Raw genomic sequence first — 15,335 nt, 5'->3', positions numbered from 1 at the left:
CGTGTGTATGGTTAACAGCGGGTTAAAATTGCCGCACTGAACAATGTCCCGCTGCAATGCCGATTCGCCCGGCACCGTGCACATTTTCGCCACGAATGCTGCGTTAACCAATGAAATCAAAGGCGTCGGGATTGCGAGAAGTCGTTTTGGCTCAGACGATTCATAGGTTATTAGGATATGGGGCGGCAGTTTCTGCCGCGGGGAATTAACGTTTAGGGCCGGATCGAGGCTTCGTTCGCCATCTGGTATGCCACCGGGCGCTCGTTTCGATCCACCTTCGACGCGTAGACTTGAAGCAAACAGACTCTTGAAGAAAACGCCGTTTGCCGGGGACAAAGCATGCAGGCACTGACATTTTTCTTCGCATTCGTGGCGGTTCTGGCGCTGATCGGCCTTGCCGCCTGGCTGGTGCGTCGATTCGCGGGGAACCGGCTGGGCGCGAATACCAACCGGGGCCGGATGCCGCGGCTCGCCGTGATCGACGCCGCCGCGGTGGATGGCCGCCGCCGGCTGGTGCTGGTGCGGCGTGACAATATCGAACACCTCCTGATGATCGGCGGTCCGACCGACATCGTGGTCGAGCCCAATATCGTGCGTGCGATGCCCGGACGGGATCAGCTACCGTCACGGCCGGCGGTCGGCGGCGTCGAGCCGCAGCCCCGGATCGCGCCGCTGCCGGATGCCGGCAATTGGGGCGACGACGGCCCGCGCGCCGAGGCCTTCGAGCTTCCCGAACCGCAAATGCCCGAGCCGCCGCCCCGCCCGTCCCGTCCTTCTTTCGCCGACGAAATCCGCCGTCCGGCAACGCCGGCCATATCGGAGCGGCGCAGCGAACGCAGCGATCCGTTGGCCGGATTCTCGCCGGAGCCGATCGGCAGCCGCCAGGAATCGCGCCCGGAACCCAGGGCCGAACTAAGGCCCGAACCGCGCCCCGAGCCGCCGCCGTCGCGCGGCGTGATGCCGTCGCGTACCGAACCGATGCTGCCGCGCCCGACGCGTCAGAGCGAAGCGCCAAAGCCGCCCCCGATCCGCACGCCGGAACGCGCCGTTGCACCGCCGCCGCCCCCTCCAGCGCCGCCCCCGATCCCGGCCCCCGCTCCGGCCCCGGCCATGTCGTCGGCGGATCAGAATCTCGCCGAGATGGCGCAACGCCTGGAAGCCGCACTTCGCCGGCCCTCCGGCGATTCCGAACCGCGTATCGGCGCGCCGCCGGTCGCTCCCGAACCGCCGCCCGGCCGCAGCGCAGCGCGTGGCGTCGAACCGATGCCGCCGCCGGTGCCCGCACCTGCGGGAAAGAGCGGCTTTGAGAATCTGGAAGACGAAATGGCATCACTGCTCGGTCGTCCCAAGACGCCTTCGTGAGGCCGTCGACCCTCCCGCGTAGAGTTTTATTTTTTGCCGTTCTGATCGCCGCCGGTTCGCTGGCGGGACCTGCGTTTGCGCAGGATATCAGCATCAATCTCGGCCAGGGCAATGGCGGCGTCACCGAGCGCGCGATCCAGTTGATCGCGCTGTTGACGGTGCTCTCGGTCGCGCCATCGATCCTGATCATGATGACGTCGTTCACCCGCATCGTCGTCGTGCTCTCGCTGCTGCGCACCGCGCTCGGCACCGCGACCGCGCCGCCGAACACCGTCATCATCGCGCTGGCGGTGTTTCTGACCGCATTCGTGATGGGCCCGGTGCTGCAGAAATCATATGACGACGGCATCAAGCCCCTGATCGCCAACCAGATCAGCGTCGAGGACGCGCTGCAGCGTGCTTCCGTGCCGTTGCGCGGCTTCATGCAGAAGAACGTGCGCGAGAAAGACCTCAAGCTGTTCATGGATCTGTCGGGCGAACCGCCACCGGCGACCCCCGCCGACATGTCGCTGCGGATTCTGATCCCGGCCTTCATGATTTCCGAATTGAAACGCGCCTTCGAGATCGGCTTCCTGTTGTTCCTGCCGTTCCTGATCATCGACCTCGTGGTCGCGTCGATCCTGATGTCGATGGGCATGATGATGCTGCCGCCGGTAGTGGTGTCGCTGCCGTTCAAGCTGATCTTCTTCGTACTGGTCGACGGCTGGTCGCTGGTCGCCGGCAGTCTCGTGCAAAGCTATGGCGGCAGCGGGTAGCGGCGAGGATTTGTTCGTCATTGCGAGCAAAGCAAAGCAATCCATAGTGCGGCTACGATGGCGCTCCAACGAGCTTGCCGACACTGGAAAGCAGCAGCTTCAACACCGGCGATTTGTTCGCCTTGTGGTAGGCGAGGATCAGATCGAGCGTGGGTACTTCACCCTTTACCGGACGTGTCGTGATCGATTCCGGCAGATAACGTTTGGTGTAAGCCGGCAGCAGCATGACCCCGCGCGTCGATGTGATCATCGAGATCGCGTGAACGACATTGTGCACTTCATGATCCGGCTTGAGGTCGATACCGGCCCGGTTGAAATACTCCAGAACCGCGCGGCGCACCGCGGGGGCGGACTTGGACGGAAAATAGAAAGTCTCGTTTACGATCGCTTCCGGCGCGATCGCCTCGTGCGAGGCGAGGCGATGGTCGCTCGGAAACACAAAAATCAGCGGGTCGGTCCGCACGCGCCTGGAGGCCAGATCGCCCATGTTCTCTTCGGGCCGCATGAAAGCCGCATCGAGTTTGCGCCGCATCAGGGCCTTGGCCAGCACGGGGGAATAATCACTCGACAGCCGGATGTCGATGCCGGGAAACTCGTCGTGCAGGATGCGATGCACCTCGGGCAACAGCCCGATTTCAGCTCCCGAGATGAACCCCAGGGCAAATGTCGGTTTCGCCGGCTGCGCGGCGCGCAATGCGGCTTCCTTGGCCGCGTCCGCTTCCAGCAGCGACATCCGTGCATGGTCCAGAAAAGCCTTGCCGGCCGACGTCAGTTCGATGCCGTGAGTGCTGCGGCTGATCAGGGCGACGCCGACTTCGCGTTCGAGATCCCGGATCTGCCGGCTCAGCGACGGCTGGGAGGTGTGGAGCTTTTGCTCGGCGGCAACAGTCAAACTGCCCGCATCGGCCACCGCGACGAAGTAGCGGAGATGCCGTAACTCCATCGTAATCTCCCATATCCCGCAGGCATGGGCCCAGCTTACAAAGTCTTTTTCAGCGGGACCAGCGCTCTCTATATCAAAATGCAGTGCATGCGAGGGACTGCCTGACAGGCAGAACGCATCGCGGGTTTGGTCCGTGCGGCTTGGCAAAGGCCGCGCCGGCCCCATTGGAGCGCGCGCATGAGCAACGGCATCCGAGCATCGCTGGTGTTGCTGCTGGCGCTGATCGGACCAGCCGGAGCCGCGGAGCAGTCATCCGGCAATCAACCAAAGGCGACCGTTATGGAAGACATCGCTGATATCAAGCAGGCGCTGCTCGGAAACTGGGAGAGCATCGCGCCGGAGATCCGGCCGAGCAAAAACCCGGACGGCTCGCTCAAGCCATTCTATCTCAAACGCACCTTCAGATATTTGCCATCCGACCGGTTCGAGCTCGATGTCGTCAACTTCGCCGATCCCTACGGTGCTGTGCCATTGGTGCGGATCAGGATCGGCGGACACATGCAATGGCAAGGCGCCCATCCGATCGCGCCGGGCGCGCAGAAGGTCGATTTCCTGGCGGACGAAACCTACGAGGTCACTCCCCTGGTGCAGGGATTTGCCGACCTGCTCAACAAAGTCGCCTCGGTTGGATACGCGCCCTGGGCGGTCAACGCGCCCCAGAGCATATTCGGAAAGACGTTCCTGCCGTTCGGTCTCAAGGAAGGGACCAACTTCATGGAATACGACCTCGTCTACCTCAGAGGCGATCTGTTGTTCTGGGGCGCGCGCAATATCGACGGCCGCGGTTTCGATACCGAGCAGAACCGCCCCACCAATCTGCAGATTCCGCTGATGCGGAAATAAGTACCGGGGATTGTGTTCTGCCGTCATTGCGAGCGCAGCGAAGCAATCCATCCTTTCTTTTCTTTACACGGCGCGATGGATTGCTTCGCTGCGCTCGCAATGACGACTGAAATCGGTACGACCGCCAGCAGCCCTGTTTTTCAGCAGTAACCCCGGCCGAACCGGCCATGCCAGCCGCTTTCGCGATCACGAAGGCGTGCGCTTGATTCATCGCGCTCTTTATCGTTCATTCCCCTTAGAATCATTTCAAACGGCGCTGTTGGCGACCGCTTACGTTGGGGAGAAACGCATGGACAAATTGAACGCCTTGGAACGGCGCGTCTTCCTCAAGGGGGCCGGCATGGGCATGCTGGCCTTTACGGTGGCCGGTGCCGAGATACTGATGACGCCGGGAGAGGCGCGCGCCCGCGCGGTGCCGTTCCGCCTGCTCAGTGGCGATGAGGCCGAGACGATCGAAGCGCTGGGCGAGACGTTGTTGCCCGGCGCGCGCGCGGCCGGTGTCGCGCATTTCATCGACCAGCAGGTCTCCGTGACACCCGGCGAGGCGCTGCTCGAAGCCCGCATCGTCAACGTCAAGCCGCCCTACATCAATTTCTATCGCGCCGCGATCGGCGGCATCGACAAAGCGAGCACGGCCCGCAGCGGCAAGCGTTTCGCGGCACTTTCGGCGACCGAGCAGCATGATTTCATCGATGCGCTCCGTCAGAACAAGATCGAAGGCTGGCAGGGTCCGCCGGCCGGGCTGGTCTATTTCGTGCTGCGCAGCGACGCCGTCGATGTCGTCTACGGCACCATGGAAGGCTACGAGAGTCTCGGCGTCCCCTATATGGCGCATATCGCACCCGAAAAGAGGTGGTAATAAAAATGGCTACGCAAGAAAACGTCCACGAAAAAATCGATGTCGTGATCGCGGGCGCCGGCGCGTCCGGCTCGACATTCGCTGCCGTGCTCGCCAAGGCCGGCAAGAAGGTCGTGCTGCTCGACAACGGCCCTGACTGGGAAGCGACCGACCTGATCTCATCTGATACGTGGGGCCGCCGCATCAAACCCGCCGGACCGCCTTTTATTCTCGAGGGCAAACAGGTCGCTCCGATCGGGTATCACGGCGGCTGGGGTGTGGGCGGCGCGGCGCTGCACTGGTTCGCCAACGTCCCGCGTCTGTTGCCGAATGATTTCCGCATCAAGAGCGAGCATAACCGCGCCCATGACTGGCCGATCGCTTATGAAGACGTTGCGCCCTGGTACGACAAGGTCGCGCACGACATCGGAATCTCTGGCGATGCCAAGGCGGAAGAATTGTGGCGGCCCGGCGGGCGGCCGTATCCGATGCCGCCGATGAAGACCTTCAGGAACGGAGAGGTCTGGCTAAAGGGTTTTGCCGCCAACAACATTCGCATGGCGCCGGCAGCGGTTGCGATGAACTCGACCGACTTCAAGGACCGGCCCGCCTGCATCTATGACGGCTGGTGCCATGTCGGCTGCCCCATCGGCGCGCTCGCCAATCCGCTGGTGACGTATCTGGGTGAAGCCCGCAAGGCCGGCGCCGAGGTGCGGGCATGGAGTACGGTCACGCGCGTGCTCACCGATCCCACAGGCAAGAAGGCCACAGGTGTCGAGTATTTCGACCGCGACGGCCAAAAACATATACAGCCGGCCAGCGTCGTCATCTGTGCCTCATGGGCGGCGCAGAACCCGCGGCTCTTGCTCAATTCCGCCACCGACAAGCATCCCAACGGCCTCGGCAATGCCAGCGGGCTGGTCGGAAAGTTCATCATGACGCATTTCACTGCGGTGACGAATGCGCTGTTCGACGAGGACCTCGAGCCCGCCAAAGGCACCATCGGCGGCCAGTACATGTCGTATGAGCGTTATGCGAAGACCGCCCACAAGGGCGCGTTCGGATCCACGCTGCTGGTCTGCGGCGGCGCCACCAAGGCGAGCGGCCTGACCGGCCTTCACAACGCCCGGCCCGATCTGTTCGGCGCCGAGCTCGCCGCGTTCATGAAGCGCGGCTCCAGGGGCTTCGCGCGTTACACCGCGGCGTGCGAGGAGCAGCCGAAGATCGAGAACCGGGTCGAACTGGTCAGCCAGAAGGACGAGTTCGGGATGCCGCTCGCGCGCATCACCCACAATTACGACGAAAACGAAGCGGCGCTTTGGAATGCCAATCTCGAAGAGGGCATGAAGATCGGTCGCGCGACCGACGCCAAGGATGTCTGGCAGGTGCGCACCGCGATGCCGGCCATCCATCTGATGGGCGGCACCATCATGGGCACCGGTGCTGATAATTCCGTGGTCAACAGCTTCGGCCAGACCCACGAGGTGCCGAACCTCTATGTCGCCGGCCCCGGCATTTTCCCGACCTGCGGCGCTTCCAATCCGACCTACACGGTGTTCGCGCTGTCGCTGCGGGCTTCGGAAAATCTGGTCTCGAACTGGGGATCGATTGCACAGTAGGACGATCCGCTGGAAATCATGAAGATCACGCGCAGGGATGTGTTCGGCGGGTTCGCGGCAGCCATGACGCTCGGCCGGGCCACTGCCGCGTGGTCAGCCGAAACATGGCCTGCCCGCCCGGTGCGCATGATCTCGACCTATGCCGTCGGCGGCTCCAGCGATATTTCGCTGCGCCTGCTGGCGGAATACTTCGAAGGCAAACTCGGCAAGAAATTCTTTGTCGAGAACAAGCCCGGCGCGGGATCTACGATCGCCAACCAGACGGTGGCGCGCGCCGAGCCGGACGGATACACGTTCCTGTATGCTGCCGCACCGTATGAAACGGCCGAAGCCATGTTCGGCAAGCTCAGCTACGATCCGCACAGGGATTTGCGCCCCATCGCGATGGCGATGATCGTTCCGCTGTTTCTGATCGTCAACGCCAACGCGCCTTACAAAACCCTGCAGGAATTCATCGCTTACGCCAAATCAAAACCCGACGGCGTCACCTTCGCGACACCCACGCCCGGCTCCCAGCCGCATCTGGCGGCAGAGCTGCTGATCAGAACCGCCGGGATCAAGGGCGTCGCCGTTCAATTCGGCGGCGATGCGCCGTGCTATATCGAACTTCTGGCCGGGCGCGTCGACGCGACTACCACCGCCCTGCCCGCAGCCTTGCCGCACATCAAATCCGGCGCGCTGCGGGTGCTCGGATGTTTCTCGGACCAGCGCAGCTCGGTCTATCCGGACGCGAAAACATTGCGCGAGCAAGGCACCGATGTCGTCTCGCTCGGCTGGTACGGCTTCATGGCGCCGGCCGCCACGCCCGATCCCATCGTCAGTCAGATGCAATCCGAAATCCGTGCGGCGCTTTCCGATCCTGTTATCAAGGAGAAGCTGGCCGTGCAGGGCCTCGATGTGAACTTCCTGCCGGGGCCGGAGTTCGGCCAGTTCATCGACCGCGAGAGTGAGAAGTGGGGCAAGATCATTCGCGACGCCGGCATCAACAAGCCCTAAGCATTCTGATAAAGTGTGTCGCGCGGAAATACCGCGCGTGGAGTCCAGCATGAAATCCTTTGTCTATGAAGCGATGCCGTCGCGCGTGGTGTTCGGGGAAAACGCCATCGAACATCTGCCGCGCGAAATCGAACAGCTCGGCGCCAATCGTGCGCTGGTGTTGTCGACGCCGGGGCGACAGGAGCTGGCGAACGATATCTCGCAGCGCCTCGGCGCGCGCAGCGTCGGCATCTACCCGCATGCCGTGATGCACGTTCCGATCGAGGTCGCACGCAAGGCGCATGACGAGGCAATGCGTCTCGGTGCCGATTGCATCGTCGCGGCCGGCGGCGGCTCGACGGTTGGACTGGGCAAGGCAATCGCGCTGGAATCAGGTCTGCCGGTATTGGCGATCCCGACCACCTATTCCGGTTCGGAAATGACCTCGATCTACGGGCTGACCGAAGCTGGATTGAAAAGGACCGGACGCGACCGGCGCGTGCTGCCGAGGACCGTGATCTACGATCCGCAACTGACCACGGGTCTGCCAGTCGCGACGTCGATCGCCAGCGGTTTTAATGCCATCGCCCATGCGGTCGAGGGTCTGTACGCGGAGAACGCGAACCCGATCACCACTTTGATGGCCGAAGAGGGAATCCGCGCGCTGGCGCAGGGAATGCCTGAAATCGCGAAGAACTCCCGCGATCCCGGCGGCCGCAGCGATTGCCTCTATGGCGCGTGGCTGTGCGGGGCGGTGCTCGGCAGCAGCAGCATGGCCCTGCACCACAAGCTCTGCCATGTGCTTGGCGGCACCTGGAATCTGCCGCATGCCGAGACCCACACGGTGATCTTGCCGCATGCTGTCGCCTACAACTATGCGGCAGCGCCGGAGGCGATGGCGCGGATCGAGCGCGCCATGAAGATATCGGAAGGCACTTCGAATGCCGCACAGGGCATTTTCGATCTGATGAAGCAATTGGGCGCGCCGGTCTCGCTGCAGCAAATCGGCATGAAACAGGAAGACCTCGATCGCGCCGCATCGCTGGTGATGGAAGCGCCCTATTATAATCCCGAGCCGACGACGCAGGCGAAAATCCGCGGACTGCTCGATAACGCGTTCTTTGGCCGGCGGCCGTAGAAGCCACCGCGCGCCCGGCACGGCTGCGTTAAAGTCCGCAGCAGGCATTTTCGGCGGCTATCTCTTCGGTTACGATGCCGCTTCAGGGGTCTGGAGCCATCATGAAGCGGCGGGATTTTGTCATCGGGTGCGCCGTATCGCTTGGCCTTGGCGGCGCGCATGCGCAATCTCGGGCGAAGCTGCCGCTGCTGGGCTGGCTGATCCCCTCGCCTCCCACCAACCCGCCGCTGGGAATGCCATTCTTCGATGCGCTGGCGAAGCTCGGATGGACTGACGGCAAAACCATCCAGATCGAACGCCGTTATATCGCCGGCGATGTGGCCGACCGGGCCAAGGCGCTGGAGGCGCAGGCTAAGGAGATCGTAGCGCTTGGACCTGATGTCATCCTTACCGGCACCAGTCCAGGGGTTGAGGCGATCCGGCGCGAAACCTCGACCATTCCGATCGTGTTTATCGGCGTCAACAATCCGCTCGGCGCTCATTTCATAGCTTCGCTGGCGCATCCCGGCGGTAACATCACCGGTTTCGCCAATGTCGAGCCGACCACCATCGGCAAGATGATCGGCCTGTTGAAGGAGGTCGCGCCGCGCACACGATCCGTCGCATTGATGCACAGCAACGTCTACGCCGGCGGCAAGCGCGAGTGGATTGTCTCGGAAGAGGCCACGGACCAGGCGGCCAAGAACTATGCCGTCGAGCTTGTGGATGCGCCGGTCGAAAATGAAGCGGATATCGATCGCGCATTTGCGAAGTTTGCAGAAAAAAAGTTTGGCGAAGATCAGACCACGGCCGTGATTATCCTGGCGGACGCCTATCTGCTGCAACAGCGCAATTTGATCGTCACCTCCGCGGCGAAGTACCGGATTCCGGCGATCTATCCATTCCCGATATTTCCATCGTCGGGTGGCCTGATGTCCTATGGCAGCAACCTCCCCGAGCAATTCCGTCAGGCCGCGGGTTACGTCGATCGCATTTTAAAGGGGGCGCGTCCCGGAGATCTTCCCGTGCAGATGCCGACCATGTATGAACTCATCATCAACATGAAGACCGCGAATGCGCTCGGGATCACCGTCCCTGCATCGCTGTTGTCGACCGCGGACAGGGTGATTGAGTAGCCGGATTGCGTTGCATGCTGAGGTTGAAACACATTTGCCTGGCCGGCGCGGCGTTTCTCAGCCTGACGCCATCGGCACGGGCGCAGAATTTCAACCAGGTGATCGGCTTTGGCGACAGCACGCTTGACACCGGCTGGTACACCGGTGCTGCCAGCGGCCCGCATGCGACTGGCTTGTCCGGCATGGATGCGTCAATTGCGGCTTCGCTCGCGGCCGGCGGCAACGCCCATCCGACCGGGCCGGGCCTTGGCAACGCGCAACTGCTCGCCGGTTTCTTCGGGCTGTCGGCCAATTCCGCTGGCATGCCCGGTGGCACGAACTACGCGATCGGCAACTCCGTCGATAATCTCGTTCCGCAGGGCTATATGTTCGCCACGTCCACCGGCAACCAATACCCAAATCCGTTGCTGCCGGGCACGGCGACCCAGATCGGCAATTACCTCGCTTCGGTGAACGGCCGCGCCAATCCCAACGCGATCTATCTGTTGGCCAGCGGCGCCAACGATGCCGCAGCGGCGTTCTCGACATACGGCGCGAATTCTCCGATGGCGGTCACTTACCTGCTCGGTGAAGCGCAAGCCCTGAGCAACGCCGTAGCCAGCCTGCAGGCCGCCGGCGCGCGCACCATCATCACCAGCAATTATTATCCGGGCCCTTCCGACAATGCCGCCACGCAGTCTTACGCACATACCATCCTGTCGGCGACCACGAGCGATCTGACGGCGGCGGGTGTCAGGTTTATCTTCGCGGATACCAACTCGGTCTTTACCGCGGTGGAGCAAAACCCTCTTGCATTCGGCATCACGCATGATCCGCATGCCACCGGCCCCAGCGCCTATGCCTGCCTACCCGCGATCGGGTCCGGACAAACCTCGGGCTACGGCGTGACCTGCGCGCCGACCACGACGCCAAGCGCAACGCACGGCTATCTGCAATCGGCGGACGCCACGCAAACCTATTTGTTCATGGACGGCGTTCATCTCACCGAAGCCGGCCAGTTGATCGAGGCGGATTATTTCTACAATCTGCTGGTCGCACCGAGCCAGATATCGTTCCTTGCGGAAACCGCGCTGCAGACCACGTTCCAGACCATCGGCGGCATCCAGCAGCAGATCGATCTCACCCAACGCCAGCGCCGCTCCGGCTGGAACGTGTGGGTCAATGGCGAGCTGTCATATCTTAAACTCGACAACAGCTCGGCGGGCTTTCCCGGCGATCCCGGTCTGCCGCTCGCGGGCAGCCTGGGCATCGACTACAAGTGGCAGAACGGTTGGCTCGCGGGCGCGGCGATCACGGCTGGCTACGTCAATCCATCGTTCTCGCTCGGCGGCGGTTACAAACAGGATGCCGTCGCGCTCAGCCTCTACACGGCGTACCGCAACGCCAATTGGTGGGGCGATCTCGTCGGTACCGCCAGTTGGCTCGGCTACAGCACCAACCGTCTCGTGCCGATCGGCATCACCGTTCAGCAGAACAACGGATCGACCACCGGCGACGATCTCTCGCTCGCCGGCGAAATTGGCTACGATTTCCACACCGGCATCGTAACGCACGGCCCGGTCGCCGGCTTCATCCTGCAGCAGGCGCGAATTGGCGGCTTCACCGAAAGCGGCAGCTTCACCAGCCTGTCGTTCGGCAGCCAGGTCCGCAATTCCGAAGTGGGCGTGCTGGGCTATCAGGCGCGGCTCGATTGGGGCAGATGGCATCCGTTTGCGCAGATCGTGTGGGATCACGAATTCGATCCACTCGACCGCATGGTGACGGCGTCGCTGACCACGATCGCCGCGCCAAGCTATTCGCTGCCGGCGGTCGTGCTGGGACGAGACTGGGCCACCGCGACCGTGGGGACGCAAGTCACCCTCACCCCGGCCTGGAGCGGCCTCACGTCCTTGACCGCGCAGCTCGGCCAAAATCACGCGACCGTTTTCAGCGGCCTGGTCGGATTGAATTACGCTTTTGCGCAAGCGCCGGCAGAGATGGTCCACAAGAATTGATGGCCAGGCGCGTCGCCTCGCCCGTCTGATATCTGGCCCGCATCGGCTCCGAAGCCGAAAGCGGCCCTTGCAGTTCCCCGGCGGATAGACAGAATACCTGCAACAAAAAGCGTGCAATATTGGCGCGAGCGCGAACATGCGCGGCTAAAAAAATAAGGCCCAAAGGGCCGATAAGGGAGAAGCGAACGATGGCAACAATGCCACGGAGCCTGATGCTGGCGGCCGCACTTGCCGGCCTGACATTCATCAATGCGGCTAGGGCCGAGCAGCTTGTGGTGAGCAATTACGGTATCGCCGCCAACGGCATGCCGTATGCGGTTGCGATGGAGAAGGGCTTCTTCAAACAGGAGGGCGCTGACGTCTCCGGCATCCTCTCCTCCAATGGCGGCGGCACCACGCTGCGCAACCTGCTCGGCGGCAATCTCGATTATGGCGAGGCCGATCTCGCCGGCACTGTCGCCGCGATCGAGCAGGGCAATGATCTGCGCATCATCAGCGACAACGTGCTCACCGTCGGCGAATTCGTCTGGGCGGTGAAACCGGATTCGCCGATCAAGAGCCTGCAGGATTTCAAGGGACGCAAGGTCGGCTACACCAATCCGCGCTCGACCAGCCAGGCGCTCAACGTGCTGCTGGCGCAGACCGCAGGCCTGACTCCGGCCGATTTCGCGCCGACCAAGGTCGGTGGCTTCGGCGAACAAGTAGTGGCGCTCGATCTCGGCGCGATCGATGTCGCCACGCTGGCCGATCCGGTGTGGTCGAAGAACAGCGCCAAGCTGCGCACGGTGGTTCGCGCCGCCGACGCGCTGCCGCCGCTGTGCAATGTGATCGGCGTCGCCACCGGCAAGGCGGTCGCCGAGCATGGCGATTTCCTGCGCGCGGTGCTGCGCGCGCGGCGCAAGGCGGTCGAATTCATGTACGCTCACCCCGACGAAGCCGGCGATATCGTTGCCAAGGTGTACGATCTCGACCCCGCCATCGGCCGCCAGGCGGTGCACAACCTCACGGCCACGGCGCCGGGCGCGATCCCCTATTGGGGCGTCGGACGCTTCGACATCAAGGGCATGGACGCGATGATCGCAGCGCAGCGTCATGTCGGCGCTTACACAGGCACGCCGGACTGGGGGAAGATGATCGACCGCCGCTTTCTCGCCGACGATCTGCAGAAAGACTACTAGTGGATACTCCAATTCCGATTCACGTCTCGCTGCGCGGCGTCAACAGGGTCTATGAGTCCAAACTCGGCCGTACCCACGCGTTGGGACCGATCGATATCGACCTGCGCCGCGGCGAGTTCTTTGCCGTGGTCGGCCCCTCCGGCTGCGGCAAGTCGACCTTGCTCGATGTCATCGCAGCTCTCGCGCCACCCTCTTCCGGCGAAGTCACGTTCGAAGGACAGCCGATCGGCAACACCGTGCCGAATGGCGTCGGTGTGGTGTTCCAGGAGAATGCCAGTTTTCCCTGGCTCAACGTCGCCGACAACATCACCTTCGGGCTACGACGCCAGCCGCTCGACAAGGCCGAGATCGAAAAGCGTTTGCAATACGCGCTGCAATTGATGGGCTTACAGGATTTCGCGCAAGCCTATCCGTCGCAACTCTCCGGCGGCATGCGCCAGCGCGTCTGCATCGCGCGCACGCTGGTAATGCAGCCGCGGCTGATTTTGTTGGACGAGCCGTTCGGCGCGCTCGACCAGCAGACCCGTCTGTTGATGGGCGACGAGTTGTTGCGGATCTGGCGCGCCACCGGCGCGACGGTGCTGTTGATCACCCACGCGCTTGACGAAGCCGCCATGCTGGCCGATCGGGTCGCGGTAATGTCGGCGCGGCCCGGACGCATACTGGAGGTGATCGAAACCGGCTGGCCACGCGAGCGCGACAGCCAGATCGTCTCCGCGCCGGAATTCGGCCAGATCACCGCCAGACTATGGACGCTGCTGCGCGCGCAGTCGATGCAGGCGCTGGCGCCTGGGAGCGTCTAGCGTGCGCATCGTCCTCTACAGGCTGCTGGCGGTGGTGTTGCCTTTGGCGCTGCTGGAAATTCTCTGCCGCAATCAAATCATCAAGCCGCTGACGCTGCCGGCGCCGAGCCGGATCGTGCTTGGGCTGTGGGCGATGATCGAGAATGGGACGTTCAACGCGGCGATTGTGAAGACGCTCACCAATGTCGCGCTGGCGTTTGGTCTTTCCGTCGTGGTGGGGATCGCGGCCGGGGCGGCGCTGCATCGCGCCCGCCTGCTGCGCACGCTGCTGGAGCCGCTGTTCGCCACTTATTACGCCATTCCGATCTATGCGTTCTATCCGCTGTTTCTGATCGTATTCGGCCTTGGCGACGCACCACAGGTGCTGATCGGCTTCATGCTCGCGGTGGTGTCGATGATCGTCTCGACGCTATCGGGGCTCGACAGCTTGCCGCCGGTTTTGGCCAAGACCCCCCGCGTATTCCAGCTTGGCCCCGTGGAAACCATCCGCCGCGTTACGCTGCCCTATGCCGCGCCCTATCTGTTCACTGGCGTCAAACTCGCGATCGCCTATGCGTTTATCGGCGTCATCGGCGCCGAGTTCATCATGTCCTCGACCGGGCTCGGTTACGAGATCCGCTTTGCCTACGACAATCTCGACAACAACGTGATGTATCCGCTGATCCTGCTCATTCTGTTGATCTCGGTGACCGTCAATATGAGTCTCGACCGCTGGGACCGCGCATTACAGGCACGGCGGGGGCGCGTCTGATGCGCCGGACCATCGAGGCCAATCCGTCGCTGTTTCTGGTAATCATGCTGCTGGCGCTCTGGCAAATTTTGTTCTGGCTGGTCGGCCGCAACGCGCTGCTACCGCCGCTTGAGACCATTCTCTATCTCGCCCGATTGCTGCAGACCGCGCGGTTCTGGGGCCATATCGCCGAGACCGGGACGGCCTTTATCGTCGCACTGGCGATTTCGATCGTGGCCGGATTGGCGATCGGCCTCGCGCTCGGAATCAACCGCATGACGGCAGAGGTGTTCGAACCGTTTTTGCTTGCCAGCAATTCGATTCCAAAAATCGCGCTCTATCCCATCGTGCTCCTGATCTTCGGGATCGGCATGCCGGCCAAGATTGCCTTCGGCGCGATCCATGGCGTGGTGCCGGTCGCGATCTTCACGCTCGCGGCCTGCAGCAACGTGCCGCCAATCTTTTTCCGGGCCGCGGCGGCGATGCGTCTGACGCGCTGGGATCTCATCCGCTCGGTGCTGCTGCCGGCGGCGTTGCCGGATATTTTCTCCGGCATCCGCATCGGCTTCTCCCTCACGCTGATCGGCACCATTCTGGGCGAGATGTTCGGCTCGCAGAGCGGCCTCGGCTATCTCTTGATGACCGCGATCGGCCTGCAGAACATCCAGGTGATCATGTCGGTGACGCTGCTGTTGGTGCTGGTGGCCGCAACGGTAAACACGCTGTTGCTCAAGCAGGACCGCCGGTTGCGCCAGCCGGGCGGCTAGGGCGTCACCCCTTCACGTCGAACTGCTTGCCGAGGTGATCGCCGATCTGGACGATCAGCGCGACGCATTCGGGATAGCCGGGTTTTGCAACCGTCGCAGCATCCGCTTCGGTGCGGAACTCCCAGCTCTCGCCCGTGCGCAACACCGAAATTACGATACCATCCGGACAATCGGCGTGGGCTTTCAGTTCAGCCCTGGCCATATCAACCAGTTCCGCTTCGGTCTTGACGGGCTTGCTCATGCGGGCGGATTCCTGTCCACGTTTGGTTGGAGGA

At 62.7% G+C, this 15,335-nt stretch carries 15 protein-coding genes; 13 read left to right on the top strand and 2 right to left on the bottom strand.

The features are described 5' to 3' along the window. The first annotated feature begins 339 nt into the window (after positions 1-339). Positions 340-1,362, top strand: coding sequence for a flagellar biosynthetic protein FliO (locus HB676_RS14625; protein ID WP_213738514.1), 1,023 nt, complete (start codon positions 340-342; stop codon positions 1,360-1,362). Next, a complete protein-coding gene (gene fliP, locus HB676_RS14620; RefSeq protein ID WP_213738513.1) occupies positions 1,359-2,117 on the top strand; it encodes a flagellar type III secretion system pore protein FliP in 759 nt (252 codons plus the stop codon). Before HB676_RS14625 ends, fliP begins: the two co-directional genes overlap by 4 nt. A gap of 52 nt (positions 2,118-2,169) precedes the next feature. On the opposite strand, the gene HB676_RS14615 is transcribed toward fliP, so the two are convergent. Further along, a complete protein-coding gene (locus tag HB676_RS14615) occupies positions 2,170-3,060 on the bottom strand; it encodes a LysR family transcriptional regulator (protein ID WP_213738512.1) in 891 nt (296 codons plus the stop codon). A 177-nt stretch (positions 3,061-3,237) separates the two neighbouring features. Here HB676_RS14615 and HB676_RS14610 point away from each other — a divergent pair, with 177 nt between their 5' ends. From HB676_RS14610 to HB676_RS14560, 11 genes are all read left to right on the top strand, one after another. Then, entirely contained in the window at positions 3,238-3,903 is a 666-nt protein-coding gene (locus tag HB676_RS14610) for a hypothetical protein (protein WP_249780243.1), read from the top strand. A gap of 289 nt (positions 3,904-4,192) precedes the next feature. Beyond that, complete coding sequence (locus HB676_RS14605; RefSeq protein WP_213738511.1) at positions 4,193-4,762, top strand: gluconate 2-dehydrogenase subunit 3 family protein; 570 nt, start codon at positions 4,193-4,195, stop codon at positions 4,760-4,762. A gap of 5 nt (positions 4,763-4,767) precedes the next feature. After that, positions 4,768-6,360, top strand: coding sequence for a GMC family oxidoreductase (locus tag HB676_RS14600; protein ID WP_213738510.1), 1,593 nt, complete (start codon positions 4,768-4,770; stop codon positions 6,358-6,360). A gap of 18 nt (positions 6,361-6,378) precedes the next feature. Beyond that, positions 6,379-7,356, top strand: a complete 978-nt coding sequence (locus HB676_RS14595; protein ID WP_213738509.1) for a tripartite tricarboxylate transporter substrate binding protein — start codon at positions 6,379-6,381, stop codon at positions 7,354-7,356. 49 nt (positions 7,357-7,405) lie between these two features. Further along, positions 7,406-8,473 carry a maleylacetate reductase gene (locus HB676_RS14590; RefSeq protein ID WP_213738508.1) on the top strand — a complete coding sequence of 356 codons (1,068 nt, stop codon included), beginning with the start codon at positions 7,406-7,408 and terminating at the stop codon, positions 8,471-8,473. A gap of 101 nt (positions 8,474-8,574) precedes the next feature. Further along, complete coding sequence (locus HB676_RS14585; protein ID WP_213738507.1) at positions 8,575-9,588, top strand: ABC transporter substrate-binding protein; 1,014 nt, start codon at positions 8,575-8,577, stop codon at positions 9,586-9,588. 14 nt (positions 9,589-9,602) lie between these two features. Then, positions 9,603-11,582 carry an autotransporter domain-containing protein gene (locus HB676_RS14580; protein ID WP_213738506.1) on the top strand — a complete coding sequence of 660 codons (1,980 nt, stop codon included), beginning with the start codon at positions 9,603-9,605 and terminating at the stop codon, positions 11,580-11,582. A 188-nt stretch (positions 11,583-11,770) separates the two neighbouring features. Continuing rightward, positions 11,771-12,760, top strand: a complete 990-nt coding sequence (locus HB676_RS14575) for an ABC transporter substrate-binding protein (protein ID WP_213738505.1) — start codon at positions 11,771-11,773, stop codon at positions 12,758-12,760. Further along, positions 12,760-13,563, top strand: a complete 804-nt coding sequence (locus HB676_RS14570) for an ABC transporter ATP-binding protein (protein ID WP_346347339.1) — start codon at positions 12,760-12,762, stop codon at positions 13,561-13,563. The genes HB676_RS14575 and HB676_RS14570 overlap by 1 nt, the downstream gene beginning before the upstream one ends. A 1-nt stretch (position 13,564) precedes the next feature. After that, on the top strand, positions 13,565-14,314 hold the full coding sequence (locus tag HB676_RS14565) for an ABC transporter permease (protein ID WP_213738504.1): 750 nt from the start codon (positions 13,565-13,567) through the stop codon (positions 14,312-14,314). Further along, positions 14,314-15,060: an ABC transporter permease subunit gene (locus tag HB676_RS14560; RefSeq protein WP_213738503.1), complete on the top strand. Its 747-nt coding sequence runs from the start codon at positions 14,314-14,316 to the stop codon at positions 15,058-15,060. The genes HB676_RS14565 and HB676_RS14560 overlap by 1 nt, the downstream gene beginning before the upstream one ends. Before the next feature lie 4 nt (positions 15,061-15,064). Here HB676_RS14560 and HB676_RS14555 read toward each other — a convergent pair whose 3' ends face one another. Continuing rightward, a complete protein-coding gene (locus HB676_RS14555) occupies positions 15,065-15,301 on the bottom strand; it encodes a hypothetical protein (protein WP_213738502.1) in 237 nt (78 codons plus the stop codon). Positions 15,302-15,335 lie beyond the last annotated feature (34 nt).

The sequence above is a fragment of the Bradyrhizobium sp. dw_411 genome (genome assembly GCF_018449695.1).
GTDB lineage: Bacteria > Pseudomonadota > Alphaproteobacteria > Rhizobiales > Xanthobacteraceae > Bradyrhizobium.
This window is presented reverse-complemented; position numbering and strand designations above follow the sequence as displayed.

Bases quoted from the DNA above. Each gene is read 5' to 3' on its own strand.
- HB676_RS14625 (WP_213738514.1), top strand. From the start codon at position 340: ATGCAGGCACTGACATTTTTCTTCGCATTCGTGGCGGTTCTGGCGCTG.
- HB676_RS14615 (WP_213738512.1), bottom strand. From the start codon at position 3,060: ATGGAGTTACGGCATCTCCGCTACTTCGTCGCGGTGGCCGATGCGGGC.
- HB676_RS14610 (WP_249780243.1), top strand. From the start codon at position 3,238: ATGAGCAACGGCATCCGAGCATCGCTGGTGTTGCTGCTGGCGCTGATC.
- HB676_RS14605 (WP_213738511.1), top strand. From the start codon at position 4,193: ATGGACAAATTGAACGCCTTGGAACGGCGCGTCTTCCTCAAGGGGGCC.
- HB676_RS14600 (WP_213738510.1), top strand. From the start codon at position 4,768: ATGGCTACGCAAGAAAACGTCCACGAAAAAATCGATGTCGTGATCGCG.
- HB676_RS14595 (WP_213738509.1), top strand. From the start codon at position 6,379: ATGAAGATCACGCGCAGGGATGTGTTCGGCGGGTTCGCGGCAGCCATG.
- HB676_RS14590 (WP_213738508.1), top strand. From the start codon at position 7,406: ATGAAATCCTTTGTCTATGAAGCGATGCCGTCGCGCGTGGTGTTCGGG.
- HB676_RS14585 (WP_213738507.1), top strand. From the start codon at position 8,575: ATGAAGCGGCGGGATTTTGTCATCGGGTGCGCCGTATCGCTTGGCCTT.
- HB676_RS14580 (WP_213738506.1), top strand. From the start codon at position 9,603: ATGCTGAGGTTGAAACACATTTGCCTGGCCGGCGCGGCGTTTCTCAGC.
- HB676_RS14575 (WP_213738505.1), top strand. From the start codon at position 11,771: ATGGCAACAATGCCACGGAGCCTGATGCTGGCGGCCGCACTTGCCGGC.
- HB676_RS14560 (WP_213738503.1), top strand. From the start codon at position 14,314: ATGCGCCGGACCATCGAGGCCAATCCGTCGCTGTTTCTGGTAATCATG.
- HB676_RS14555 (WP_213738502.1), bottom strand. From the start codon at position 15,301: ATGAGCAAGCCCGTCAAGACCGAAGCGGAACTGGTTGATATGGCCAGG.